The organism is Streptomyces africanus, from assembly GCF_002150735.1.
In the GTDB taxonomy this organism is placed as follows: domain Bacteria; phylum Actinomycetota; class Actinomycetes; order Streptomycetales; family Streptomycetaceae; genus Streptomyces; species Streptomyces africanus.
The window spans coordinates 1-22,286 of record NZ_MUKA01000226.1 but is presented as its reverse complement, the minus strand read 5'-3'; the positions used below and the strand labels follow the sequence as shown (position 1 = coordinate 22,286).

Annotated in this window: 19 protein-coding genes, 1 other RNA gene and 1 pseudogene; 9 read left to right on the top strand and 12 right to left on the bottom strand. The window is 68.1% G+C overall.

Annotated elements, in window-relative coordinates; genetic code table 11:
- Positions 1-180 precede the first annotated feature (180 nt).
- The 4 genes from tgmC to CCL05_RS26580 all read right to left on the bottom strand — a co-directional run bounded on the left by tgmC (position 181) and on the right by CCL05_RS26580 (position 3,354).
- Positions 181-1,305 (bottom strand): ATP-grasp peptide maturase system methyltransferase, encoded by a 1,125-nt coding sequence (gene tgmC, locus CCL05_RS26595; RefSeq protein ID WP_086563019.1) that lies wholly within the window; start codon positions 1,303-1,305, stop codon positions 181-183.
- The gene (gene tgmB, locus CCL05_RS26590) at positions 1,302-2,267 is read right to left on the bottom strand and encodes an ATP-grasp ribosomal peptide maturase (RefSeq protein ID WP_086563018.1); all 966 of its coding nucleotides are present in this window, start codon (positions 2,265-2,267) and stop codon (positions 1,302-1,304) included. Before tgmB ends, tgmC begins: the two co-directional genes overlap by 4 nt.
- Positions 2,267-2,533, bottom strand: a complete 267-nt coding sequence (gene tgmA / locus CCL05_RS26585; RefSeq protein WP_086563017.1) for a putative ATP-grasp-modified RiPP — start codon at positions 2,531-2,533, stop codon at positions 2,267-2,269. The genes tgmB and tgmA overlap by 1 nt, the downstream gene beginning before the upstream one ends.
- 398 nt (positions 2,534-2,931) lie before the next feature.
- Entirely contained in the window at positions 2,932-3,354 is a 423-nt protein-coding gene (locus CCL05_RS26580) for an ATP-binding protein (protein ID WP_086563016.1), read from the bottom strand.
- 146 nt (positions 3,355-3,500) lie between these two features.
- Here CCL05_RS26580 and CCL05_RS26575 point away from each other — a divergent pair, with 146 nt between their 5' ends.
- Both CCL05_RS26575 and CCL05_RS26570 read left to right on the top strand, forming a co-directional pair.
- Complete coding sequence (locus CCL05_RS26575; protein ID WP_244204419.1) at positions 3,501-4,859, top strand: tetratricopeptide repeat protein; 1,359 nt, start codon at positions 3,501-3,503, stop codon at positions 4,857-4,859.
- Entirely contained in the window at positions 4,856-5,377 is a 522-nt protein-coding gene (locus CCL05_RS26570) for an NUDIX domain-containing protein (protein ID WP_086563014.1), read from the top strand. The genes CCL05_RS26575 and CCL05_RS26570 overlap by 4 nt, the downstream gene beginning before the upstream one ends.
- A gap of 9 nt (positions 5,378-5,386) precedes the next feature.
- Here CCL05_RS26570 and CCL05_RS26565 read toward each other — a convergent pair whose 3' ends face one another.
- Positions 5,387-5,875 (bottom strand): hypothetical protein, encoded by a 489-nt coding sequence (locus tag CCL05_RS26565; RefSeq protein WP_086563013.1) that lies wholly within the window; start codon positions 5,873-5,875, stop codon positions 5,387-5,389.
- Between the two features lie 303 nt (positions 5,876-6,178).
- Between CCL05_RS26565 and CCL05_RS26560 the strand changes: the two genes are divergently transcribed.
- From CCL05_RS26560 to CCL05_RS26550, 3 genes are all read left to right on the top strand, one after another.
- Positions 6,179-8,542 carry a type I restriction-modification system subunit M gene (locus CCL05_RS26560; protein ID WP_086563012.1) on the top strand — a complete coding sequence of 788 codons (2,364 nt, stop codon included), beginning with the start codon at positions 6,179-6,181 and terminating at the stop codon, positions 8,540-8,542.
- 251 nt (positions 8,543-8,793) lie between these two features.
- Positions 8,794-9,963: a restriction endonuclease subunit S gene (locus CCL05_RS26555; RefSeq protein WP_158102497.1), complete on the top strand. Its 1,170-nt coding sequence runs from the start codon at positions 8,794-8,796 to the stop codon at positions 9,961-9,963.
- A complete protein-coding gene (locus CCL05_RS26550) occupies positions 9,960-12,980 on the top strand; it encodes a type I restriction endonuclease subunit R (RefSeq protein ID WP_208641627.1) in 3,021 nt (1,006 codons plus the stop codon). Before CCL05_RS26555 ends, CCL05_RS26550 begins: the two co-directional genes overlap by 4 nt.
- 627 nt (positions 12,981-13,607) lie before the next feature.
- Here the strand turns inward: CCL05_RS26550 and rnpB are convergent.
- The 4 genes and pseudogenes from rnpB to CCL05_RS26525 form a co-directional block, all read right to left on the bottom strand.
- An RNA gene (gene rnpB / locus CCL05_RS26545) (RNase P RNA component class A) lies at positions 13,608-14,013 on the bottom strand.
- Positions 14,014-14,128: 115 nt separating this feature from the next.
- A pseudogene (locus CCL05_RS47575) lies at positions 14,129-14,845 on the bottom strand (DMT family transporter); the annotation flags it as partial.
- 82 nt (positions 14,846-14,927) lie between these two features.
- Entirely contained in the window at positions 14,928-15,767 is an 840-nt protein-coding gene (locus tag CCL05_RS26530; RefSeq protein ID WP_086563008.1) for a helix-turn-helix domain-containing protein, read from the bottom strand.
- 24 nt (positions 15,768-15,791) lie between these two features.
- Positions 15,792-16,358, bottom strand: coding sequence for a Uma2 family endonuclease (locus tag CCL05_RS26525; protein ID WP_086563007.1), 567 nt, complete (start codon positions 16,356-16,358; stop codon positions 15,792-15,794).
- A gap of 133 nt (positions 16,359-16,491) precedes the next feature.
- On the opposite strand from CCL05_RS26525, the gene CCL05_RS26520 reads away from it, so the two are divergent.
- The 4 genes from CCL05_RS26520 (at position 16,492) to eda (ending at position 19,373) form a co-directional block, all read left to right on the top strand.
- Positions 16,492-17,247 (top strand): MerR family transcriptional regulator, encoded by a 756-nt coding sequence (locus CCL05_RS26520; RefSeq protein ID WP_086563006.1) that lies wholly within the window; start codon positions 16,492-16,494, stop codon positions 17,245-17,247.
- The gene (locus tag CCL05_RS26515; RefSeq protein ID WP_086563005.1) at positions 17,244-17,834 is read left to right on the top strand and encodes a hypothetical protein; all 591 of its coding nucleotides are present in this window, start codon (positions 17,244-17,246) and stop codon (positions 17,832-17,834) included. The genes CCL05_RS26520 and CCL05_RS26515 overlap by 4 nt, the downstream gene beginning before the upstream one ends.
- A 43-nt stretch (positions 17,835-17,877) precedes the next feature.
- Positions 17,878-18,660 (top strand): peroxide stress protein YaaA, encoded by a 783-nt coding sequence (yaaA, locus tag CCL05_RS26510; protein WP_086563004.1) that lies wholly within the window; start codon positions 17,878-17,880, stop codon positions 18,658-18,660.
- 62 nt (positions 18,661-18,722) lie between these two features.
- The gene (gene eda / locus CCL05_RS26505) at positions 18,723-19,373 is read left to right on the top strand and encodes a bifunctional 4-hydroxy-2-oxoglutarate aldolase/2-dehydro-3-deoxy-phosphogluconate aldolase (protein ID WP_086563003.1); all 651 of its coding nucleotides are present in this window, start codon (positions 18,723-18,725) and stop codon (positions 19,371-19,373) included.
- Here eda and CCL05_RS26500 read toward each other — a convergent pair.
- From CCL05_RS26500 to CCL05_RS26490, 3 genes are all read right to left on the bottom strand, one after another.
- The gene (locus CCL05_RS26500) at positions 19,348-21,042 is read right to left on the bottom strand and encodes a bifunctional RNase H/acid phosphatase (RefSeq protein ID WP_167409620.1); all 1,695 of its coding nucleotides are present in this window, start codon (positions 21,040-21,042) and stop codon (positions 19,348-19,350) included. The genes eda and CCL05_RS26500 overlap by 26 nt on opposite strands.
- Positions 21,043-21,061: 19 nt before the next feature.
- Positions 21,062-21,805 carry a CT398-like coiled coil hairpin domain-containing protein gene (locus CCL05_RS26495; RefSeq protein ID WP_086563002.1) on the bottom strand — a complete coding sequence of 248 codons (744 nt, stop codon included), beginning with the start codon at positions 21,803-21,805 and terminating at the stop codon, positions 21,062-21,064.
- Positions 21,802-22,286 (bottom strand): Nif3-like dinuclear metal center hexameric protein (locus CCL05_RS26490; RefSeq protein WP_208641626.1); only part of this gene is annotated, 485 nt, incomplete at its 5' end. The genes CCL05_RS26495 and CCL05_RS26490, both read right to left, overlap by 4 nt.

Genomic DNA, 22,286 nt, shown 5'->3' with positions numbered 1-22,286 from the left:
CGGCAGACGAGTCGGGCTGTACGCCGGGGAGAGTCACCACGTCGCTATGACCTGCACAGACGTCCAGGAAGGGCGCTTTGATGGCTACCTTGTTGGCTACGTAACGAGTGGCCCAGCCCCGGTGCCGTCCGGACGGCACCCGCCCCCAGCTTGGTGACGGACGCTCTTGTGATGGGTAGGTCAGACCGGCAGGTTCCAGGAAGGACCGTCGGGTGTTCCGAGCCACACGCGTTGGGTGCCGTCCAAGTCCACGGTCAGGCCGAGGTCCGAGTGTGGGGGTGAGCCCGCGTCCTGCCAGATGGTGAGAGCGTCTTCCACCTGATCCCAGAGGCGAAGAGGGCCGTGCTGGTGCACGGTCCAGCCGTCTCCGGCCGGTTCGGTCCACGCCTGTGACCCGGTGGCGACGTCCACGAGGATCACGCCCGTGCCGGTGGTCATGAGTTCGGCGGACGGTGCGGCGAGCTGAGCAAGGAGCTGCCCGGTCCAGTCTTCCAGGAGTGCGGGGTTCACGCGGGTGGCGCGGGTGTGACCGGGATGCTGCTGGAAGGTGGGTCGGGGTGGGCGTTCGTGGGGACGGGCGAGCATGTAGCTGATCTGGTCGGGTTGGAAACGACCGGTGGCGGTGGCGTCGTCCTGGACGGTGAGGCGGACGAGTCCGGAGGCGAGCATCCATCCGCTGATGGTCGTGGTGATGGTTCCGCCGGCGCGTACTTGGTACAGCCAGGCTGGGGGGATGTGGCGGACGGCGCAGGTGGCCACGATGTGGTCGTATTCGGCGTCGTCCTTGTGTCCGGCGAGGCCGTCGCCGGTGATCAGGGTGGGGTGATATCCGGCGGCGTGGATGTGGTCGGCCGCCGCGGCGGCCAGGCCCGGGTCGTACTCGATGGAGTACACGTTTTTGTCGCCGAGGCGGCTGCACAGGATGGCGGTGGAATAGCCGGTGCCGGTGCCGATCTCCAGCACCTTGTGACCCTCGCTGATCCCGGCGACGTCGAGCATGCGCACGATCAGGGAGGGCAGCGTGCTGGACGAGGTGGGGCGGCCGGTGACGGGTCCGGTGGCGTCGACGGCGGTGGTGCCGTCGACCTGGGTGACCCAGGTGGTGTCCTGGTAGACGAGCCCCAGCCACTTTCCGGGATCGGTCCGGTCGCGGTGCACGGGGGTCCACTGGCGTCCGTCGAACTGGAACAGGCCGTTACCCAGGAAGAGTTCGCGGGGCACCGTTTCGAGGGCTGTGCGCCATGCCGGGTCGTCCACAGGGACGGCGGCGGCGAGTTGGCGGCGCAGGTCGGCGGGGTCGGTCATGCGGGTGCTCCATGCTGTAGGCGGTCGGCGATGGCGTGCTTGATGGGAGCAGTGACGTGGTCGGGGAGCCAGGCCCATTGACCGTTGGGGTTGCACTCATACCAGTGCCAGACGCCATCACGGTCTAAGCCGAAATCGAAGGCGCCGAAGGTGAGTCCGAAAGCATCGAGGTAGGCGCGTACGCCTTTGACGATGGCCGGGGGGACGGGCACGGGGGTGTAGGCAAGCCGGTCGTAGTGGCGGCGCCAGTCCACGCCAGGTGAACCGTCGATACGGACGGCGGTGAGGTGGTCGCCGACGGCAGTGAGGCGGATGTCGGCGGACTTGCTGACGCGCTGCTGAAACAGGTGTGCAGTGTGCCGTAGATGGCTGTCGATCTGGCATGGGGTGACGTCCTCGATCCACACGGTCAGCGCGCGGCCGGTGTCGTCGGTGTACTCGGTTTCCCTGAGCGGCTTGTAGATGACCGGCCCATGTTCGGCGACGAAGGTGCGGGCCCGGTCGGGGTCGTTGGTGATGAGCGTGGGTGGCACGGAGAAGCCGCAGGCGGCAGCCGTGGCCAGTTGTGCCGGCTTGTACTCGGCGTCCCGGTTGCGCCATGGGTGGTTCAGGTAGCGCGCGCCGGGGAGAGCGGCGAGAATGCCGCCGAGCCCGTAGCGGGCTTCTTCGACGGCCCATCGGCCAGTCTGCTCGTCCATGGCGAGGTCGGCGGTGTAGGGGGTGGGCCGCCGCCAGTACACCGAGCGGACGTTCCCCAGGTCGACGCTCCGGGACGCGGTGGCGAGAATGCCACCGGTCCCGATGCCGGCGAAGGTGCCGGACAGGGTCACCTCGCGGGGGAAGTCGCCGGGGTCCAGGCGGACCACGGGCACGCGACGCTGGTTCAGTTCGATGATCACTTCGTCCGCAGTCGCGTCGTCCAGGCGCGTGACGACAAGGACGGGCGGCCCACCCACAGCCATCAGTCAGAGTCCCCGTTCTGGTCGCTGCCCTGGTCCGGGGTGCCGTCCAGGCTGGTCTTCGTGCTCGTCTCCTTCGACGTCTCCGACCGCTTGTGCTTGGCCTCCGCCGTCAGCGGTGCGCCGTCGGGGCCGACCCATGCGGGGACCTGCGTGTGCGGGTCGAGGACGGGCTGGGCGGCGGAGAGGACGGCCGCAGTCGGGTAGGGCCGCATGCGTCCGAGTCCCCAGGGCTTGACCTGATCCAGTGACGTCAAGGGCTGTTGCATGATTTTCCTCGTCTCTCAGGTGATCCGACAGTGGCAGCCGCTGCCCGGGACTTCCGGACGGCGAGAGGGGCTCAGCCGGGGCAGTTGGTGTGAACGAGCGTTGTGCCCCGGCCGGGGAGGTAGTTGGGCCATCCGCCCCAGGGGATAGGGCGGGCGGCCGTTGCAGTCCCCCTCGCATTTGAGGGACCGCTGCGCACACCGGCAGGGAGGACGCTCCGGTGTGACGAGAGCCGCTACGTGCGGCTCCTTGTCGGGAACGGAGTAGGTATTCGGGGCAGACTCCGTGTGGACTTCGTCGAAGACCATGGACACCACCAGCCCGAGCCCAACGGCGACGGCTCCCAGGAGCCCGGTGCCGGCGGTTACCCCGTCGGCTTGCGGCATGCGGTGGCGGCCGATCATTGGTTACCGACCTTGATCGCGATCTCAGCCCAGACCCGCTTACCCCAGGGAAGGAGATCGGTTCCCCAGCGGTCGGAGAGGGCGTCGATCAGGTGGAGGCCACGGCCGCCGATGGCGTCCGGACCAACGATGCGCAGTTCGGGCATGCGGCGGGACTTGTCGACCACGGCTACGCGGAGCCGGTCGGGGCGCGGCTGCTCGGCGATCACCCGGACGCTGTGAGAATGACCGTGGCGGAATGCATTGGTGACGATTTCGGAGATAAGGAGCGTGCCAGTCTCTGCGGCGTCCTGGTCCATGCCCCACTCCGCGCATGCCTCGCGGACTATCTGACGCGCCACCGGAACACTGGCGGCCTCGCTCGCGAGGGTGGCGCTCTGGCGCGGGTATTGCCCTGGACTCACTCGCTCGTTGGTCATGGTCGTCGTCACGCCTTGGTCTGGGCGGCTGGAGGGAGGCCCCGCCCGCGTGCCTCGGGGAGAAGCCTGCTGGCGGGGCGGCGCCGAGGTGCGTTCACGGGTGCGCCTCCCGGCGGCTGGCAGTCAGTCAACGCGTGGAGAAGGGGATGGGGAGACTCCAGAAGGTGACTCCAACGCGGAGTCAGCTCAGCGGCGTTGGGCTTACCATCGGTTCCCTTCGCTACCCGGGGGAGTTGCAGATGGACCGTCGGTTACCGGACCCGCGTGAGGTCGTCGCCGGTCTGCTCGGGGATGAACGCCTGCTCCATGCGTGCGCCGAGCGGGACATGGGGGCGGTGTTCCGGATGCTCAATGCGCGCGGTGTCAGTACGCGGCGCATCGCTGCCGCCGTCGACATCACGCAGGGGCGGCTTTACGACTACATGAACGGCAAGAGCCGGGTGGAGAAGCTGACCCTGTTCGAGCAGATCGCCGACGCCTTCCACATCCCCGGCCATCTGCTGGGGCTGGCTCGACGCTCGTGGGAACCCGCGCCGGCGACCGCCGAGCACGAGCGGACGGACCGGCCGCCGCCGGACGGTGACGACCTGGTGGCAATGGACCATTTCCGCAGCGCTGACCGGCAGACCGGCGGCGGCAGGTTGTACGGGGCTGTCATCCGGCACCTGTCGGACCGGGTGGCGCCCCGGCTGGTCGACATCGGCAGCGGTCCGCAGGTGTTCGCCGCCGCAGCCGCGCTGACCGAGATGGCGGGCTGGATGGCTCACGACTCCGGTCATGATGACCGCGCGGCCCAGCACTTCGCCCGCGCTCTCCCTCTGGCCCACACCTCTGGTGACCTCCCGTTGGCCGCGCACGTCGCTGCGAGCAGCAGCCACCTTGCCCTTGAGACCAGGGATGCGGCCAGGGCGGTCGGCTGGGCGCGGACCGGGCTCGAACTGGCCGCGCAGGGACCTCGGATTCCCGCGCTGACAGCGCGGCTGCACACCATGCAGGCGCGTGCGCTGGCGGTCGCGTCTCAGCGCACCCCGGCCGCCCACGCGCTGGAGGCCGCGCACCGCGACCTGGAGGCTTCGCCCGCTGCTGATCACCCGTGGCTGAGCCCGTTCGACACCGCCGCGCTGGCCAGCGAGTCAGCTCTGATCCTGCGTGACCTGGAGCAGTACGACGAGGCGCTGTCGCACGCCGAACAAGCTGTTGCGCTGCGCGAGGCGGGGCGGGCGCGGTCCCTGGCTCTCAGCCGGATCAGCCTGGTGGACATCCACGTGCGGCGGGGTGACCTGGACGCCGCAGTGAGCGTCGGCCACGACCTGCTCAGTACGAGCCCGACCCTCGGTTCGGTCCGGGTGGTGCGGCAGCTTGACGGGCTGCGCCGGCTGCTGGAGCCGCACCGGGGGTACCGGCCGGTCCGGGAGTACCTGGCGCGGTTCGATGATGCACGCCGCGCCAGAATGCTCCTGCTGGCCGATCTGATTCCGCCGTCCCCGGGAGGCACCACCGCATGAGGCCCACTGCACCCGATCCCGCCGACACCGACGCGTGGAATGCGTACCTCGCGGAGGGCAACGCCAAGCAGGCCCGCAAGCGCGTGGCGGCCGATGTGTTGCTGCGGGACCCGTCCGGCCGTGTGCTCCTGGTGAACCCCACCTACAAACCGGGATGGGACCTGCCCGGCGGGATGGCGGAGGCCAACGAGCCACCGGAGGACACGGCACGCCGTGAACTGATGGAGGAACTCGGCATACGCCTCACCCTGCTCGGGCTGCTGGTAGTGGACTGGGTGGCCCCTCACGGTCCCTGGGATGATCAGCTCGCGTTCATCTTCCACGGCGGCACCCTGGACGAGGAGCAGGCCGACCGGCTACGGCCACGAGACGACGAGCTGTCCGAAGCCGCCTTCGTCACGGCCGCCGAAGCCGCCGGTCGCCTCCGCGACCGCACCCGGCGCCGGTTCGAGCACGCTCTGCAGGCACTGGAGGCGGGACGGCCGCTGTACCTTCGCGACGGCGCGCCCCTCATATGACAATGCGTGTCACCCAGCTCTGACCCCCGAGGCATGGCTGCTTTCATGGCTACGTAGGTAGCCGCGCGATGCCGTTCGAACTGGTGCGGACCGAGACCCAGCGACGCCCGCCAATACGCGAAAGGGGCCAGCGCGAGGTGTGTCTTGCTGCTTCTCGTCCCACAGCAGGTCGCGCACCTCGCGCAGCCACGAAGCCCTGTGCACGTTGAGGCGCTCCGTGAGCGCCTGATCCGGTTTGCTACGTTCCAGCTTCCGACGGGCGGTGAGAGCCGGCAGTTCTGCACTCGGGTCGCTCACGGTGGCCTCGGCTTCGTCGGCCAGTTGCTCATCAGTCAACCCGAGCCCGTCTATGAGCGCTTGTACGGCGGTCAAGTCGACGGCATCGTGCTGGATCGACAGTTTCTGCCGAAGCTCCTCGGGCAGTTCCTCCCACTCGTAGCTGGTGTCCTGCCAGTGGACGGGCCGTCGGGGGTTGGACCGCCCGTCCACAGACGACATCCGCTCCGCAGCTCCCGTGACCTTGCCGACGTGGAGCCGCCTGTCGGAGCGCGTGCACACCCCGTGAACGCCGATGACGAGCGTGATGTTGCTGCTGCCATAGCGGTCCGGGAAGGGCGGGTTCTGCTCGTACAGCAGCGGGCAGCAGAAAGATCACTCATCCTCGCCCCCACGGCCAGCCGTGCTGCTCACGTTCGGACCCGAGTGTCAGTGCCCTCTACTACCCTTTCCCAGGTAGTCGAGATCACGTGATGCAGCAGGTCCGAGCAGGGCCATCACGGTCCCAGGGGAGTCGGTCACAGGGTGTATAGCGCGCAGCAGAGTCGCATTGAAAGCTTCATTTGGGGGATCGCGGACGATGTTCTGCGGGATGTGTACGTGCGCGGTAAGTACCGCGATGTGATCCTCCCCATGCTGGTACTCAGGCGCTTCGACGCGGTGCTGGAGAAGACCAAGGACGCCGTCCTGCAGACCCACCACGACCTCAAAGACATGGGGCTGCTCGACCCTGAGGAGCAGGACTTCCCTCTGCGGGAGACGGCAAGGGAGGCGTTCTACAACACATCCCCCTTCACCCTGCAGAAGCTCTCAAAGCGGACCACCGCCCAGCAGCTGCGCAGTGACTTTGAGGCGTACCTGGACGGCTTCTCGCCCAATGTCAAGGAGATCCTCGACAACTTCGAGTTCCGTAACCAGATCCCCAAACTGTCCCGTAATGACACCCTGGGGATGTTGATCAACAAGTTTCTTTCCCCGGAGATCAACCTCTCTCCCGAGCCGGTGCTCGATGCCTACGGCAGGGTACGTCTGCCCGGCCTCGACAACCACGCTATGGGAACGATCTTCGAGAACCTGGTTCGCCGGTTCAACGAGGAAAACAACGAGGAAGCCGGCGAGCACTGGACCCCGCGAGACGTGGTCAAGCTCATGACCCGGCTGATGTTCCTGCCCATCGCGCCCAAGATCAAGGGCGGCACCTACCTGCTCTACGACGGCGCGTGCGGCACAGGCGGCATGCTCACCGTCGCCGAGGAGACTCTGCGCGAGTTGTCCGCCGAGCACGGCGCGACGGGCATTGTCACCCGACTGTACGGCCAGGAGATCAACGCCGAGACCTATGCCATCTGCAAGGCCGACATGCTGTTGAAGGGAGACGGCGACGCCGCCGACAACATCAAGGGCGGCCCTGAGTACTCCACGCTCTCCAACGACGCCTTCCCCCGCCAGCGCTTCGACTTCATGCTCGCCAACCCGCCGTACGGCAAAAGCTGGAAGGCCGACCAGGAGCGACTGGGCGGCAAGGCGAACATCACCGACCCTCGGTTCAACGTCACCTTCAACGGCGAAACCGCACCCTCATCGCTCGTCACAAGCTCCAGTGACGGCCAAATGATGTTCCTCGCGAACATGATCTCCAAGATGAAGACCGATTCGCCCCTGGGCAGCCGCGTCGCGGAGATCCACAATGGCTCTTCCCTGTTCACCGGGGACGCGGGCAGCGGGGAGAGCAACATCCGACGGTGGATCATCGAGAATGACTGGCTCGAGGCGATCGTCGCCCTGCCGCTGAACATGTTCTACAACACCGGCATCGCCACCTACATCTGGGTGATCACCAACCGGAAGTCCGAAGCCCGCAAGGGCAAGGTCCAGCTGATCGACGCCACCGGGTGGTCCACCCCGCTGCGTAAGAACTTGGGCAGCAAGAACTGCGAGCTGTCCCCCGCGGACATCGAGCGCGTGACCCAGGCGTTCCAGGACTTCAAGGACACGGAACGGTCCAAGATCTTCCCGAACGAGGAGTTCGGCTACTGGAAGATCACGGTCGAGCGGCCACTGCGCCTCAGCAGCCAGTTCACCAAGGAACGCGTGGAGGCCCTGCGCTTCGCCTCGGGCGAGGTTGAGGCGAGGGAGCTGCTGTACGAGAAGTTCGGCGACGACCTCTTCACAGACTTTGCGAGCATCTCCAATCAGGTGCGCGAACAGCTGGAGCTGTGGGCGCGCACGGCTGGCTCAGACGAGGATGATGTGGATGCCGACGTGCCAGTCCTCAAGGACGCCGCACGCAAGAAACTGCTGAACGCGAAGACGTGGGAGCGAGACGGCCAGCTGGTCAACGTCGGCCTTGCCCTGCTCGCTGACATGGGCGACCAGATCTTCGACGACTACAACGAGTTCGACCGGCAGGTCGGCAAGGCAATGGGCCGACTCGGGCTCAAGCTCAGCACAGCCGACCGCAAGGTACTCCTGCGCGGAGTTAGCTGGCGCGACGAGTCCGCGAAGCCCGTGATCCTTAAGCGCCACAAGGCTGGCACGGCAGAGCGACCGCTGTACGGACTGTATGAAATCGAGAACACCGAGTCATCAAACCCTCAGACTTTGGTCGTCGAATACGAGCCCGACAGCGAGCTGCGCGACACGGAGCAGGTTCCGCTTCTAGAGCTCGGCGGAATCGAGGCATACGTCCGCCGCGAGGTACTACCGTACGCGGAAGACGCATGGATCAAGGAGGGCGCGACGAAAAAGGGATACGAGATCAGCTTCACGCGCCACTTCTACAAGTCGCCAACGCTCCGGAGCCTGGAGGAGATCCGAGCGGATATCATTGGACTTGAGAAGGAGACCGAGGGACTGCTCGGCGATCTGTTTGATGGGGAGTCTGAGTGAAGACGAAGCTCTCCCCGTACCCCCATTACTCGGATTCTCTTGAGCCTTGGGTTGGGCAGATCCCTGTACACTGGGGGACTTCTCGCGGGAAGAATCTGTTCACACTGATGTCGCGACCGGTCAGGCCTGATGACGAGGTCGTGACATGCTTCCGCGACGGAACCGTTACCCTGCGAAGAAACCGACGCACAACCGGATTTACGGAGTCCGTCAAGGAGATCGGATACCAGGGGGTCCGTAAGGGCGATCTCGTGATTCACGCCATGGATGCCTTTGCAGGCGCCGTTGGCGTATCCGACTCAGACGGAAAATCCACCCCGGTCTACGCTGTGTGTCAACCACGCATCGGAGCCAACGCCGAATATTACGCCCTACTCGTTCGACACATGGCGCTATCTGGATGGATCTCAGCGCTGGCCACGGGGATCCGCGAACGATCGACAGACTTTCGGTTCAGTCAGTTCGGGTCAAACATCCTTCCGGTTCCGCCTACCGACGAGCAGGATGCCATCGTCAAGTATGTCAAGCATGTCGCGCGCGAGGTTGGAGAGGTAGTACGCGTCAAGCAGCGATTGATCTCACTTCTCACCGAGCAGAAGAACACAGCCATCAATCGCTTGGTCACACATGGCGTAGAGGCCAACGTGCCAGTCAAGAAATCAGAAATCTTCGCCCTCCCCCAGATCCCGTCCCACTGGGGAAGTGTACGACTTAAGCATGTCACTTCGCGCATCGTCGACTGCCTACACGCTACACCAAAGTACGTTGCATCGGGCGGATTTCCGGTAATTCGCACTGCAGACATCGAGCCTGGCCGAACGCGCCACGAAAGGGCTTTTCGAGTGTCTCCGAGTGAATTTTCCCGATGGACATCACGGATGGAACCTCGCGCTGGCGACATTCTTTACTCGCGAGAAGGGGGACGTTTTGGAATTGCAGCGCCAGTGCCACCAGGCGTACGTCTGTGCATCGGACAGCGCATGGTTGCCTTCCGCATCAAGGACTGCTATTCCAGCGAGTACATGATGTGGCAGCTCAACTGTCGGCACGTCATCGACCAAGCCTCGGCGGATATGGTCGGCTCCGCATCACCTCGCGTAAATGTGGAGCAGATCAAGAATTATCAACTGGCCCTCCCTCCCCTGAGGGAACAGTACGAGATTGTTGAACGAATTAACGCAGAGCGCGCGAAGATCGACGCGGCGATTCAACGTGCCGAACGCGAGATCTCCCTCCTGCGCGAGTACCAGACCCGCCTGACCGCTGACGTGGTCACCGGGAAGCTCGACGTCCGTGCCGCCGCAGCCGCGCTGCCCGACGTGGACCCGCACGATCCTGGCCTGACGGCGGCGTACGACGCCGACGAGGACGGGCTGAACGCTGACCTGGACGGTGACGACCTGCCCGAGGAGTCGATGTGAGCGGCAAAGGAACCTTGTACGGCGGCACGGATATGAGCGAGGCTGCCCTCGAACGTGACATTGTCGCCGACATGACTTCGACGGCGGGAGGCTGGATCGAGGGGTCTCCCAAGGCGTACGACCGCGGCCGGGCCATCGACACGGAGCAGCTCCAGGCGTTTTTGCAGAAGACACAGCCGCAGGTTGCCGCAGCCTTCGAACTCGACAACCCGAGGTCCGAGACGCGTGCCCTGTTCCTTAATCGCGTCCAGGGACACATCACCAAGCATGGTGTCGTGGATCTCCTGCGTAAGGGAATGAGTCACTCCACCAGCGCTGGCTCCTTCGAAGTCGTGCTTTACGGGGCGACTCCCTCCCCGGGCAACGCCGTGGCCGAGCAACGGCATCGCGCGAACCGCTGGAGCGTGACCCGCCAGCTGCGCTACAGCCGGGACGAGACCCAGCGAGCCCTGGACCTGGCCATCTTCGTCAATGGACTGCCACTGGCGACGTTCGAGCTGAAGAACCACCAGACCAAGCAGACCGTCGAAGATGCTGTCGAGCAGTACAGAAACACCCGCGACCATCGAAACGAGCCGCTCTTCCACGACGGCCGTTGCCTGGCGCATTTTGCGGTCGACGAGCACTCGGTGCGGTTCTGCACCCGGCTGGCCGGTAAGAAGTCCTGGTTCCTTCCCTTCGACAAGGGCTGGAACGGCGGCGCCGGCAACCCGCCCAACCCGGAGGGCTACAAGACCGCCTACCTCTGGCAGGACATTCTGTCTCCCGCGAGCCTCGCCGATATCATCGAGCACTACGCCGCCCGGCTCGTCGAGAAGGATCCCAAGACCAAGAGGGAGAAGCGGCGGCAGATCTTCCCGCGCTACCACCAGCTCGATGTCGTTCGCCGCCTTCTCGCGGACAGCGAGGAGAACGGCGCAGGTCAGCGCTATCTGATTCAGCACTCGGCCGGCAGCGGCAAGTCCAATTCCATCGCCTGGCTGGCGCACCAGCTGGTCGGGCTCGGCACCGACGACTCGCCTGCCTTCGATGCGGTGATCGTGGTAACCGACCGGATCAACCTGGACAGGCAGATCGAACGCACTGTCAAGGCATTCACGCAGGTCCGCTCTCTGGTCAAGCATGCCGACAAATCGAAGGATTTGCGCGAAGCCCTGGCCAACGGAACGAAGATCATCATCTCCACGGTCCAGAAATTCCCGGTGATCCTGCAGGACATCGGCGACACACACCGCGACCGGAAGTTCGCGATCATTATCGACGAGGCGCACTCCGGGCAGGGTGGCAAGACCACACATGCAATGAGCGGCGCGCTCGGGGCTGCGGCCGAGGAGGCCGAGGAGGAGACGACCGAGGACAAGATCAATAAGATCATCGACAGCCAGAAGCTCCTCCCCAATGCCAGCTACTACGCGTTCACGGCTACCCCCAAGCCCAGGACGCTCGGATACTTCGGCCGTGAGGGCACGGACGGACTCAAACACCCCTTCCACGTCTACACGATGCAGCAGGCGATCGAAGAGGGCTTCATCCTGGATGTGCTGAAGAACTACACGACGGTAGAGAGCTACTACAAGCTCGTCAAGTCGGTCGAGGACGACCCTGAATTCGACGCCAAGAAGGCCGCGAAGAAGCTTCGCCGCTATGTGGAAGGGCACAGCCACGCGATTGAGACGAAGGCGTCGATCATGGTCGACCACCTACTGGACAATGTGATCCGGCCTAGGAAGATCGGCGGCAAAGCCCGGGCCATGGTAGTGGCCGACGGCGTCCCGCGAGCCCTGGCCTACTATTCCGCGATCAACGCGTACCTGAAGAAGCTGGGCAGCCCCTACCGGGCAATTGTCGCGTTCTCCGGCGAGCACGAGTACGGCGGCCAGAACGTCACTGAGGCAAGCCTCAACGGCTTCCCAAGCAACGCGATTGAGACGACGTTCCGCGAGGACCCCTACCGCATTCTGGTCTGCGCGGACAAGTTCCAGACGGGCTACGACGAACCGCTTCTGCACACCATGTACGTCGACAAGCCCCTGTCCGGCGTGCGTGCCGTGCAGACCCTCTCTCGACTCAACCGCGCCCACCCGGAGAAGCACGACGTCGCGGTCCTCGACTTCTACAACAAGGCCGACGGGATCCAGCAGTCCTTCGCGAAGTGGTACCGCACCACCACGCTCGCGGACGCTGTCGACCCGAACACGCTTCACGACCTGCGCGCGGTCCTCGATGGAGCCGGCGTCTACGACCGCGAGGACATCGGCCAGTTCGTCGAGATGTTCCTCGCCAAGGAGCCTCGCTCACGTCTGGAGGCCTTCCTCGACCAGCTTGTTGTCAGCTACCAGGAACTCGACAGTGAGGAGCAGCAGGTCGAGTTCAAGGGCACGGCCAAGACGTTCGTCCGCACCTACGACTACCTGGCTGGCATCCTCCCCTACCGCAACCCCGAGTGGCTGAAGCTGTCGATCTTGCTGACCTTCCTCATCCCCAAGCTTCCGGCCCCGATCGAGGAGGACCTGTCCCGCGGCATCCTGGAAACGGTTGACCTCGACAGCTACCGGGCCGAGCAACAGGCAGCGATCAGCATCACCCTTGGGGAGGAGGACGCCGAGCTGACGACCATCGCCCCCACCGCCATAGGCCACCGGGGCGAGCCGGAGCTGAAGCCCGCCTCGATCATCCTGGAAGAGTTCAACCAGCTCTTCGGCAACATCCCTTGGACCGATAAAGACCGGATACGGCACCTGATCGCCGTGGAGATCCCAGCCAAAGTCCGGGAGGACAAGGACTACGTCAACGCCCAGCGGTACAACGACGAGCAGAACGCCCGGGTGGAAAGCGACGCCGCCGTGCAGAGGGCGATCGCAACCTTCCTGAAGTCCGACACCGAGCTGTACCGCCAGTTCGCCGGCAATCCCGCGTTCAAGCGGTGGCTGACGGAGACGGTGTTTCGGGAGACGTACGATCCTACTGCTGCCGAAAGTAGCGTTCCCTCCGAATATGGTGGCGACTCGGAGAGCTGAGTGAAGACCTATTGGGTGGGGAGAGATCACCGCGGTGGATAAAGAAACCTAAGGCCCTTGGTTCCACCCGAACTGAGTTGACTCGCATCGAGGAATCTGCACGCATCCCGCTCATGGGCAGCCACAGCATGCACTGGGGGCCCTGATCAGGTAGTTCCCCCTGGTCCAGCCCCCAACGGCAGACGAGTCGAGCTGGCGCGCACCTGGATCTGCGGCTTATGGATGCGCAACTACGACGGCTTCTGACCAAGGTGGAGATTGAACCCTCAGTGGCCTCGCTGCCACATGAACTGGCGGTCTTACTCGCCACTTCCCCCAGCAACGGTCATTCCCTTCGACGCACCCACGCAGAACCGTGGCGGCATCCAAGCGTGGCTTGACGCGCAGAAGACGATCGATCCACCGCCGCGCCGGATCGCCCCACACCCCGGAAGCACCGAGTAATAGCTACGAGAAGTGAGTCGGCCCCCGCCGACGCCAACCCACGAGGCGCGGCTACTTTCATGGCTACGTACGTAGCCGTGCGATCCGGTTTGAACGGGTGCGAACCGGGGTCCAGCAAGGCCCGCCCACACGCGAGAAACAGGGGCCTGACCTGCGTTTTCGCTGGCTAGAAGCCCTAGGCGGCAGACGAGTCGGGCTGTACGCCGGGTTCTGTTCCCCGGTTCCCTCGCGGGAGCCGGGGCGACGGCCATCCATCTAGGGCCGGCGTTGCCGCCGGCCTCGTGCGGTCTACCCGCGGACTCGGGCGGGCAGCCCTCGAACGTCCGCGCAGGAGCACCGAGGCGCTCCCTCTTGACCTTGCTCCGGGTGGGGTTTACCTAGCTGCCTGAGTCACCCCAGGCACTGGTGGTCTCTTACACCACCGTTTCACCCTTACCGAGGGCCGGAGCCCTTGGCGGTTTGCTTTCTGTGGCACTGTCCCGCGGGTCACCCCGGGTGGCCGTTAGCCACCACCCTGCCCTGTGGAGCCCGGACGTTCCTCGGGGAGCTCCCCGTCAGGGGGACTCCACGCGGCCGTCCGCCCGGCTCGTCTGCCGTGTCGACCATGGTACCCGGCGGATCTCCCGTTTCGGCGCCGCGGCCGTGGCCAGCACCGAGCCCGCGAGGATCAGGGTGAAGGCGACGCCGATGCCGAGGGTCAGTTCCTCGTCCAGGAAGAGGGCGCCCGCGGCGACGGCGACCGCCGGGTTGACGTAGGTGATGACGCCGGCCCGGGTCGGGCCGATCTCCTTGATCAGCTCCAGGAAGGCCACGAACGCGATCGCGGTGCAGACGATGCCGAGGCCCGCGAGGGCGGCCAGGACCTCGGCCGAGGGCATGGTGGCGGGCCGGGTCAGGTAAGCGGCCGGGGCGTAGACGACGGCGGCGAGCGTGAGGCAGGGGGTGATCAGTTGGAGGGTCGGGACGTCCTTGAGATGCCGGGCGGCTATCAGCGGGGCGGTGGCATAGCCGACGACCGTCACCAGCACCTCGGCCAGGGAGCGGGCATCGCCGCCGGTGAGGTGCGGCAGGGTGAGGACGGTGACGCCCGCGAGGCCGAGGGCGAGGCCCGTGATCCGGCGGGCGCCCACGCGTTCCTGCGCGCCGAAGAAGCGGGCCAGGAGTACGGCGACGATCGGCACGCCCGCGATGAGGAGTCCGGCGGTGGAACTGGACAGATGGCGTTCGGCGTCGGTCAGGGTCCACCAGGGGCCGATGATCTCGATGACGGCGAAGGCCAGCATCGGCTTCCAGTGGGCCCGGAGGGTACGGCCGAGGCCGCCCTGGCGCAGGGCGAAGGGGAGCAGGAGCGCGGCGCCGAGCGCGCAGCGCGTGAACACCACCATGGACGGGGACACGGCGTCCACCGCCACCTTGATCATCAGGTAGGGGACGCCCCAGACCACTCCCATCAGGGAGAACAGGAACCAGCCGCGTGCAGTCATACGGCGAGTTTCGGTCCCCTCACCCCGCCGCGTCTTGAACGCTGTTGCGGTACGCCGCCGGGGTCACGCCCAGCACGCGGCGGAACCAGCGGGTGAGGTGGGCCTGGTCGGCGAAGCCGACGAGTGCCGCGACCTCGGCGGGGCGCAGGCCGGTTTCCAGCAGGCCGCGGGCCTTGGTCACGCGGTGCTGGGCGAGCCAGGCGTAGGGCGGTATGCCGATCGTCGTACGGAAGGCGCGCAGCAGTTGGTAGCGGGAGAGGCCCAGGTCGGTGGCGAGGTCGGCCAGGGACGGGGGTGCCAGCAGTTCGTCGGCGAGGCGGTCGCGTACGGTCCTGGCGATGTGGCCGGCGCCGGGCACCGTGTCCTCGCTCGCGCGGGCGGTGGAGTGCCGGCGGGCCAGGGCCGTGAGCAGCCAGGGCAGCCGGGACTCGGCCTCCAGGGGGTCGGGGCAGGCGCTGATGTCGGTGTGGGCGGCGCGCAGGGCGGTGGCCAGTTCGGGGTCGTGCAGGACGGGGTCGCGGAAGTGCGGGGTGCCGCCGAGCGTGCCGTCGGTGAGGAGGGACGGCTCGGCGTACAGGGCCTGGTAGGCGTAGCCGTCGCGGGCGGCCGGACCGCCGGTGTGCATCTCGCCCGGTTCCAGGACGACGATCGAGCCGGGGTAGGAGCGGATCAGCCCGCCGCGGTACGCGATGGCCTCCGACCCGCCGACGGTGACTCCGACGGTCAGTTCGTCGTGCGCGTGCGGAGCGTAGACGTGCCGGTCGAAGTGGGCGGTGAGGAGATCCACCGGCGGCCCGCCCCGCCCCAGCCGCGCCCTGGCCCAGCGGGCCTGTTCCCGTGTCCGCCCCTGTGTGCTCATCTCGTACCCCCGGCTCACAGGGGATCAGAGGAAGTCGGTGGTGTCCAGGTCGAAGGAGAAGGGGTGTGGGAGGGGGAGCGGTCTGCCGAAGGCGGCCGTGCTGAGTCGGAGGTAGTCGTCCTTCTCCGGTTCGGTGAACAGGGTTGTCGAGGATCTGTCGCGGTCGACGAGCAGGTAGAAGGGGATACCGCCACGGGCGTAGCAACGGCGTTTGACCACGCGATCGATCTCCGGCCTGGTGAAAGTCACCTCCAGCACCATGGTGACTCCCTCGCTGGGCATCCAGGGGGGTGCGCCCCGGAAGAGCCGTGGTGCGCGGGCGACGATCGTTCCGTCCGGGATCACGTGGTCCTGGGGAAGGCCGGCCCCATTCCTCAGTTTCAGGCCCTTGTTGCCTGAGAACTGGAGGTCGAATTCGGAGCGCCGGTACAGCTGATTCACGATCCTGCTGATGCAGTGCTCATGGTGACCGTCCGGCAGCGAGGTGAGGATGAACTCGCCCTCGACCAGCTCCGCACGAAAGCCCTCCGGAGTGTCCAATTCGACGAACCAGTCCAGCAGCAACTGCTGCGTGTACGGATCCTGCGCCATGGCGTTGCTGCTCCCCTTCCGCTATCACCGACCAGACTGCGACACCGGCGCGGGCCCGCCCGCAGGAACGAGAACCGTTCCCTCGATCGTGGTCCCTTGACCTTGCCGCAACGTCAACGTCTCTACTGGTCCCATGCGGATCGGAGAACTCGCCGGCGTCGTCGGTGTCACCACGCGGGCCGTGCGGCATTACCACCATCAGGGGCTGTTGCCGGAGCCGGAGCGGCGGGCGAACGGGTATCGGGAGTACGGGCTGCGGCACGCTGTCGTGCTGGCGCGGATCCGGCGGCTGACCGAGTTGGGGCTGGGGCTCGCGGAGGTGCGGGACGTGCTGGCGGACGACGCGGCCAAGGACCTCGTCGAGGTGCTGACCGAGCTGGACGAGGATCTGGCGCGGCAGGAGGAGGCCATCCGGGAGCGGCGGGGGTGGTTGCGGGCGTTGCTGGAGGCGGAGGGCGGGCTGCCGGCCGAGGGGCCGGTGTCGCCCGAGTTGGCCGCACTGTTCGCGGGGACCGCTGATTTGTCGGATTCGCCGATGGCGGCCAAGGACCGCGAGGTCATCGCCTTCCTGGAGACGGCCATGCCGCCCGAGGCGCGGCAGCGGCTGGTGTCGTCGGTGGGTGAGGTGCTCGGCCGGCCCGGAGCCGTGGCGCGGGCCGGCCAGGCGTACGCCCTGCTCGACGCGCTCGCCGACGCGGAGCCGGACGATCCGCGCGTCGACGGGGCCGCCCGGGCCCTCGCCGACTGCATTCCGCCGGAGTCGTTCCCGGAGATCGGGGACCTCGGCCACGACGACAGTGTGCTGCGCGCCTTCTACGAGGACCTGGCTCCGGCTCAGGCGGAGGCGCTCCGCCGGACGCTGCGCCTCCTCGGCGAGGAGCGGCGATGAGGACCGCGCGGCTGCTCGTGCGGCACGAGATGCGGCTGTTCGCGAGTCTCGTGCTGTGGGTGGTGCGGCGCACGCACGGGGCGCACGGCGGACAGGTCTTCGGGTACGCGCGCGGGCAGGGCGCGATGATGTCCGGGCTCGGGTTCGTGTGTCTCGTCGAGACCCTCGCGATGTCCGTGCTGCTGCGCGACTGGCCGACGGCGCACGCCGTGTTTCTCTTCCTGGACGTGTACGGCATCGTGTTCGTCGTCGCGCTGCACGCCTCGTCCGTCGTACGGCCGCACGTGCTGGATCCGGACGACGGCTCGCTGCGGATCCGCCGTTACGTGCATGTCGACCTGCGGGTGCCGCTGGAGCGGATCGCCTCGGTCCGGCGCGAGCTGCGGATGACCCATGAGCGGGCCGACGGCCAGCTCGACGTCGAGGTGGGGGCCCGGACCACCGTCACGCTGGAACTGACCGAACCGGTCACGCACGTCACCTTCTTCGGGCGTCGCAGGCAGGTACGGATCGTCCGCTTCCACGCCGACGACGCCGACGGCCTGGTCCGCGCTCTCGGCGGCGCCCTCGGCCGGGCCCGCCTCTGAGCTCCCCGTACGCTGTCGGCGGAGTTCGATCGAAGGAGTACCCGTGCTTGTCCTGCTGCCGCCGTCCGAAGGCAAGGCCCCCTCCGGCCGCGGTGCCCCGCTGAAGCCCGAGTCGCTGTCGCTGCCGGGGCTGGCCGCCGCCCGGGAGGCCGTCCTGACCGAGCTGGTCGAGCTGTGCGCCGGCGACGAGGAGAAGGCGCGCGAGGTGCTGGGACTGAGCGAGGGGCTGCGGGGCGAGGTCGCGAAGAACGCGGAGCTGCGCACGGCGGGGGCCCGGCCGGCCGGGGAGATCTACACCGGTGTGCTGTACGACGCCCTCGGCCTGTCATCGCTGGACGCCGCCGCCAAGCGGCGTGCCGCGCGGTCGCTGCTGGTCTTCTCCGGGCTGTGGGGAGCGGTCCGGGTGACGGACCGGATTCCGTCCTACCGGTGCTCGATGGGGGTGAAGCTGCCGGGTCTCGGTGCGCTGGGCGCGCACTGGCGTACGCCGATGGCGTCGGTGCTTCCCGAGGCGGCCGGGGACGGGCTGGTGCTGGATCTGCGGTCCGCCGCGTACGCCGCCGCGTGGAAGCCGAAGTGTGAGGTCGCCGGGCGGACGGCGGCCGTGCGGGTGCTGCACGCGCCGACGCGGAAGGTCGTCAGCCACTTCAACAAGGCGACGAAGGGGCGGATCGTGCGCAGCCTGCTCACCGCCGGGGCCGTTCCGAAGGGTCCGGCCGAGCTGGTGGAGGTGCTGCGGGAGCTCGGGTACGTCGTGGAGGCGCAGGCTCCGGCGAAGTCGGGGCAGAGCTGGTCGCTCGACGTGCTGGTGGACGAGATCCACTGACAGGCGTTGCAGTGCGCGCAACGGCCTTTGCGCGCCCTGCATGCCGACGGCAGGATGACGCCATGGTCTCCCCTGCCCCGCCCGCCTCCGTGCTGGACCTCGCGCCCGTCGTCCCCGTCGTCGTCATCGAGGATGCCGGTGATGCCGTACCGCTGGCACGGGCGCTGGTCGCCGGCGGGCTGCCGGCGATCGAGGTGACGTTGCGGACGCCGGCGGCGCTGGAGGCGATCCGCCAGATCGCCGGGCAGGTGCCGGAGGCGGTGGTCGGAGCCGGGACGGTGATCAGCGCCGCGCAGGTCGCGGACACGGTGGCCGCGGGCGCCCGCTTCCTGGTCAGTCCCGGCTGGACGGACGTGCTGCTGGAGGCGATGCGAGGCTCCGGTGTGCCGTTCCTGCCGGGGGTGTCGACCACCTCGGAGGTCGTGGCGCTGCTGGAGCGCGGGGTGCGGGAGATGAAGTTCTTCCCGGCCGAGGCCGCGGGCGGTACGGCGTATCTGAAGTCGCTGGCGGGGCCGCTCCCCCAGGCCCGGTTCTGCCCCACGGGCGGGATCGGCCCGGGTTCCGCCCCGGAGTATCTGGCGCTGCCCAACGTCGCCTGCGTGGGCGGGAGCTGGATGCTGCCGCGGGACGCGGTCGCCGCGCGCGACTGGGGCCGGGTCGAGGCGCTGGCCCGCGAGGCGGCGGCGCTCAGCGCAGGTGGGACGTGTCGTTGAGGAGCCGGACGCTGGCGTTGCCGTCCGCGTAGTACGCGACGACCGACAGGGACGCGGCCGACAGTTCCATCCGGAACAGCGACTCCGGCGGGGCGCCGAGGGCGAGCCGGACGAGCGTCTTGATCGGGGTCACGTGCGTGACGAGCAGGACCGTGCGGCCCGCGTACGCCGCGACCAGCTTGTCGCGGGTGGCGGCGATCCGGGTGGCGGTCGCCGCGAAGCTCTCACCGCCGCCGGTGGGTTCGGCGTCCGGGGAGGCCAGCCAGGCGTTCAGGTCGTCGGGGTGGCGCTCGCGCACCTCGGCGAAGGTGAGGCCCTCCCAGGCACCGAAGTCCGTCTCGCGCAGCCCGTCGTCGACGCTGACGTCCAGGCCGAGCCGGGCGGCGACGATACCGGCGGTCTCCCGGGTGCGGGCCAGCGGCGACGACACGATCGCCTGGATCGTGCCCCGCCGGGCGAGCAGGGCCGCGGCCCGCTCGGCCTGCTCCCGACCGGCGTCGGAGAGAGTGGGATCGGAGCCCCCACTGCCGGAGAACCGCTTCTGCGGCGTCAACGGCGTCTCCCCGTGCCGCAACAGCACGAAGGTGGCGGGTGCACCCATGTCGGCGGGGGCCCACCCGGGCGTGGCGACGGCCTTGGCGGCACGGGTGTCGGCACCGGCCTTGGCCACGCTGACGCCCGCACCCGACTCGGCGACACGAGCAGGGGCATCCACCCCGGCCACACCAGCACCCGCACCCGGCTCGGCGACACGAGCAGGGGCATCCACCCCGGCCACACCAGCACCCGCACCCGGCTCGGCGACACGAGCAGGGGCATCCACCCCGGCCGCGCCGGCACCCGCGCCCGACTCGGCGACACGAGCAGGGGCATCCGCCCCGGCCGCGCTGGCACCCGCTCCCGGCTCGGCGGCACGAGCACGAGCACGAGCAGCGTCCGCCCCGGCCGCACGGCCGCCGGCCTCCGCGCTGCCGGCGCGCACATCGGCGTCCGCCTTGGTGGCGGCACGGGTGTCGGCACCGGCCTTGGCCACGCTGACGTCGGTGTCGGGCTGCTCCGTCGCTCCCGTCGTCCCGGCCGCGGAAGGCGGCTCGGGAGAAGAAGGCCCGGCTTCCCGTGCCCGGCCGGTCGCCAGGGCTTCACGGGCCCTCGCGGCGCCTGCCGCGGCGTCACCCGGCGGGCCCTGCGGTTCCTGCGGCGCGACAGTCGCGGCGGGCGTGTCGAGATCCGCCGTGGACGTCGAGGCCGACCACTGCTGCCCCCTGGCCCCGGCGTCCATCGCCTCGTTGGCCAGCCGGTCCGCGTGCTTGTTGCGCTCGCGTGGAATCCACTCGTACGTCACGCGCCCGGGCGGGAAGATCCGGGCCGCGTCCGCCGCCAGGGGCTTCATGTCGGGGTGCTTGATCTTCCAGCGGCCCGACATCTGCTCGATCACGAGCTTGGAGTCCATCCGGACGTGGACCGTCGCGGCCGGGTCCAGTTCGTGGGCGGCGCGCAGGCCGGCGAGCAGGCCGCGGTACTCGGCGACGTTGTTCGTGGCGACGCCGAGGTACTCGGCGGCCTCCCGCAGCGTCTCACCCGTCGCCGCGTCGCTCACCACGGCCCCGTAGCCCGCGGGCCCCGGGTTGCCCCGCGACCCGCCGTCGGCCTCGACGATGAACTCCCGCACCGGACAGGCTCCCCGCGGCCTAGATACCGGACTCGGACGTGCGCACCAGGATGCGGCGGCAGTTCTCGCAGCGGATCACCGTGTCGGGCGCCGCGCTGCGGATCTCGCTCAGCTCCGTGATGGCGAGCTCCTGCCGACAGCCCTGGCAGCTGCGCGCGTACAGCTTCGCCGCGCCGATGCCGCCCTGCTGCTCGCGCAGCTTGTCGTAGAGCTTCAGCAGATCGGCGGGGATCGAACCGGCGATGACCTCGCGCTCCTTGGTGACCGTGGCGATCTCGCCGTCGATCTCCTCGAAGGCCGCGTCACGGCGTGCGGTCGCGTCGTCGATCTTGGACTGGACGGAGGAGACCCGCTCGGTCAGCTCGGCGACCCGCTGCTGCGCGGACTCCCGGCGCTCCATGACCTCCAGCACCACGTCCTCCAGATCGCCCTGCCGCTTGGCGAGCGAGGCGATCTCGCGCTGGAGGTTCTCCAGGTCCTTGGGGGAGCTGATGGCACCGGAGTCCAGGCGCTGCTGGTCGCGGGCGGCACGCTGGCGCACCTGGTCCACGTCCTGCTCGGCCTTGGTCTGCTCGCGGGAGCAGTCGCTCTCCTCGGTCTGCGCGGCCACGAGCAGGTCGCGCAGCTGGGTCTGGTCCTTGGTCAGCGACTCGATCTCGGCGTGCTCGGGCAGCGACCTCCGCCGGTGGGCCAGTTGCTGGAGGCGGACGTCGAGGTCCTGGAGGTCGAGGAGTCGGATCTGGTCGGCGGGCGCGGCGTTCAGTTCGGGGCTCCCAGGGGGTCAGAAGTGGTTGAGGCCGCGTGGGCGGTCCAGGGGTCGGTGACCGTCTTCGAGACGTGGACGCGCAGGTCCCATCCGTGGCGGTCGGAGATTTCGTCGAGCTGGCTCGCGGCCAGCTCGCACCAGGGCCACTCGGTGGCCCAGTGCGCCGCGTCGAGCAGCGCGAGGGGGCTGTGGGCGCGGGCCTCGGAGACGGGGTGGTGGCGCAGGTCCGCCGTGAGGAAGGCGTCGACGCCCGCCGCGCGTACGTGGTCGAAGAGGCTGTCGCCGGAGCCGCCGCTGACGGCGACCGTGCGGACGAGCGCCTCGGGGTCGCCGGCGACCCGGATGCCCTGCGCGGTGGCGGGCAGCCGCTCGGCGGCGCGGGCGGCGAACTCGCGGACGGTCAGCGGGTGGTCCAGGGCGCAGACGCGGCCGAGGCCGCGGCGGCCCTCGGGGTCGCCGGGGTCCGGTACGAGCGGCC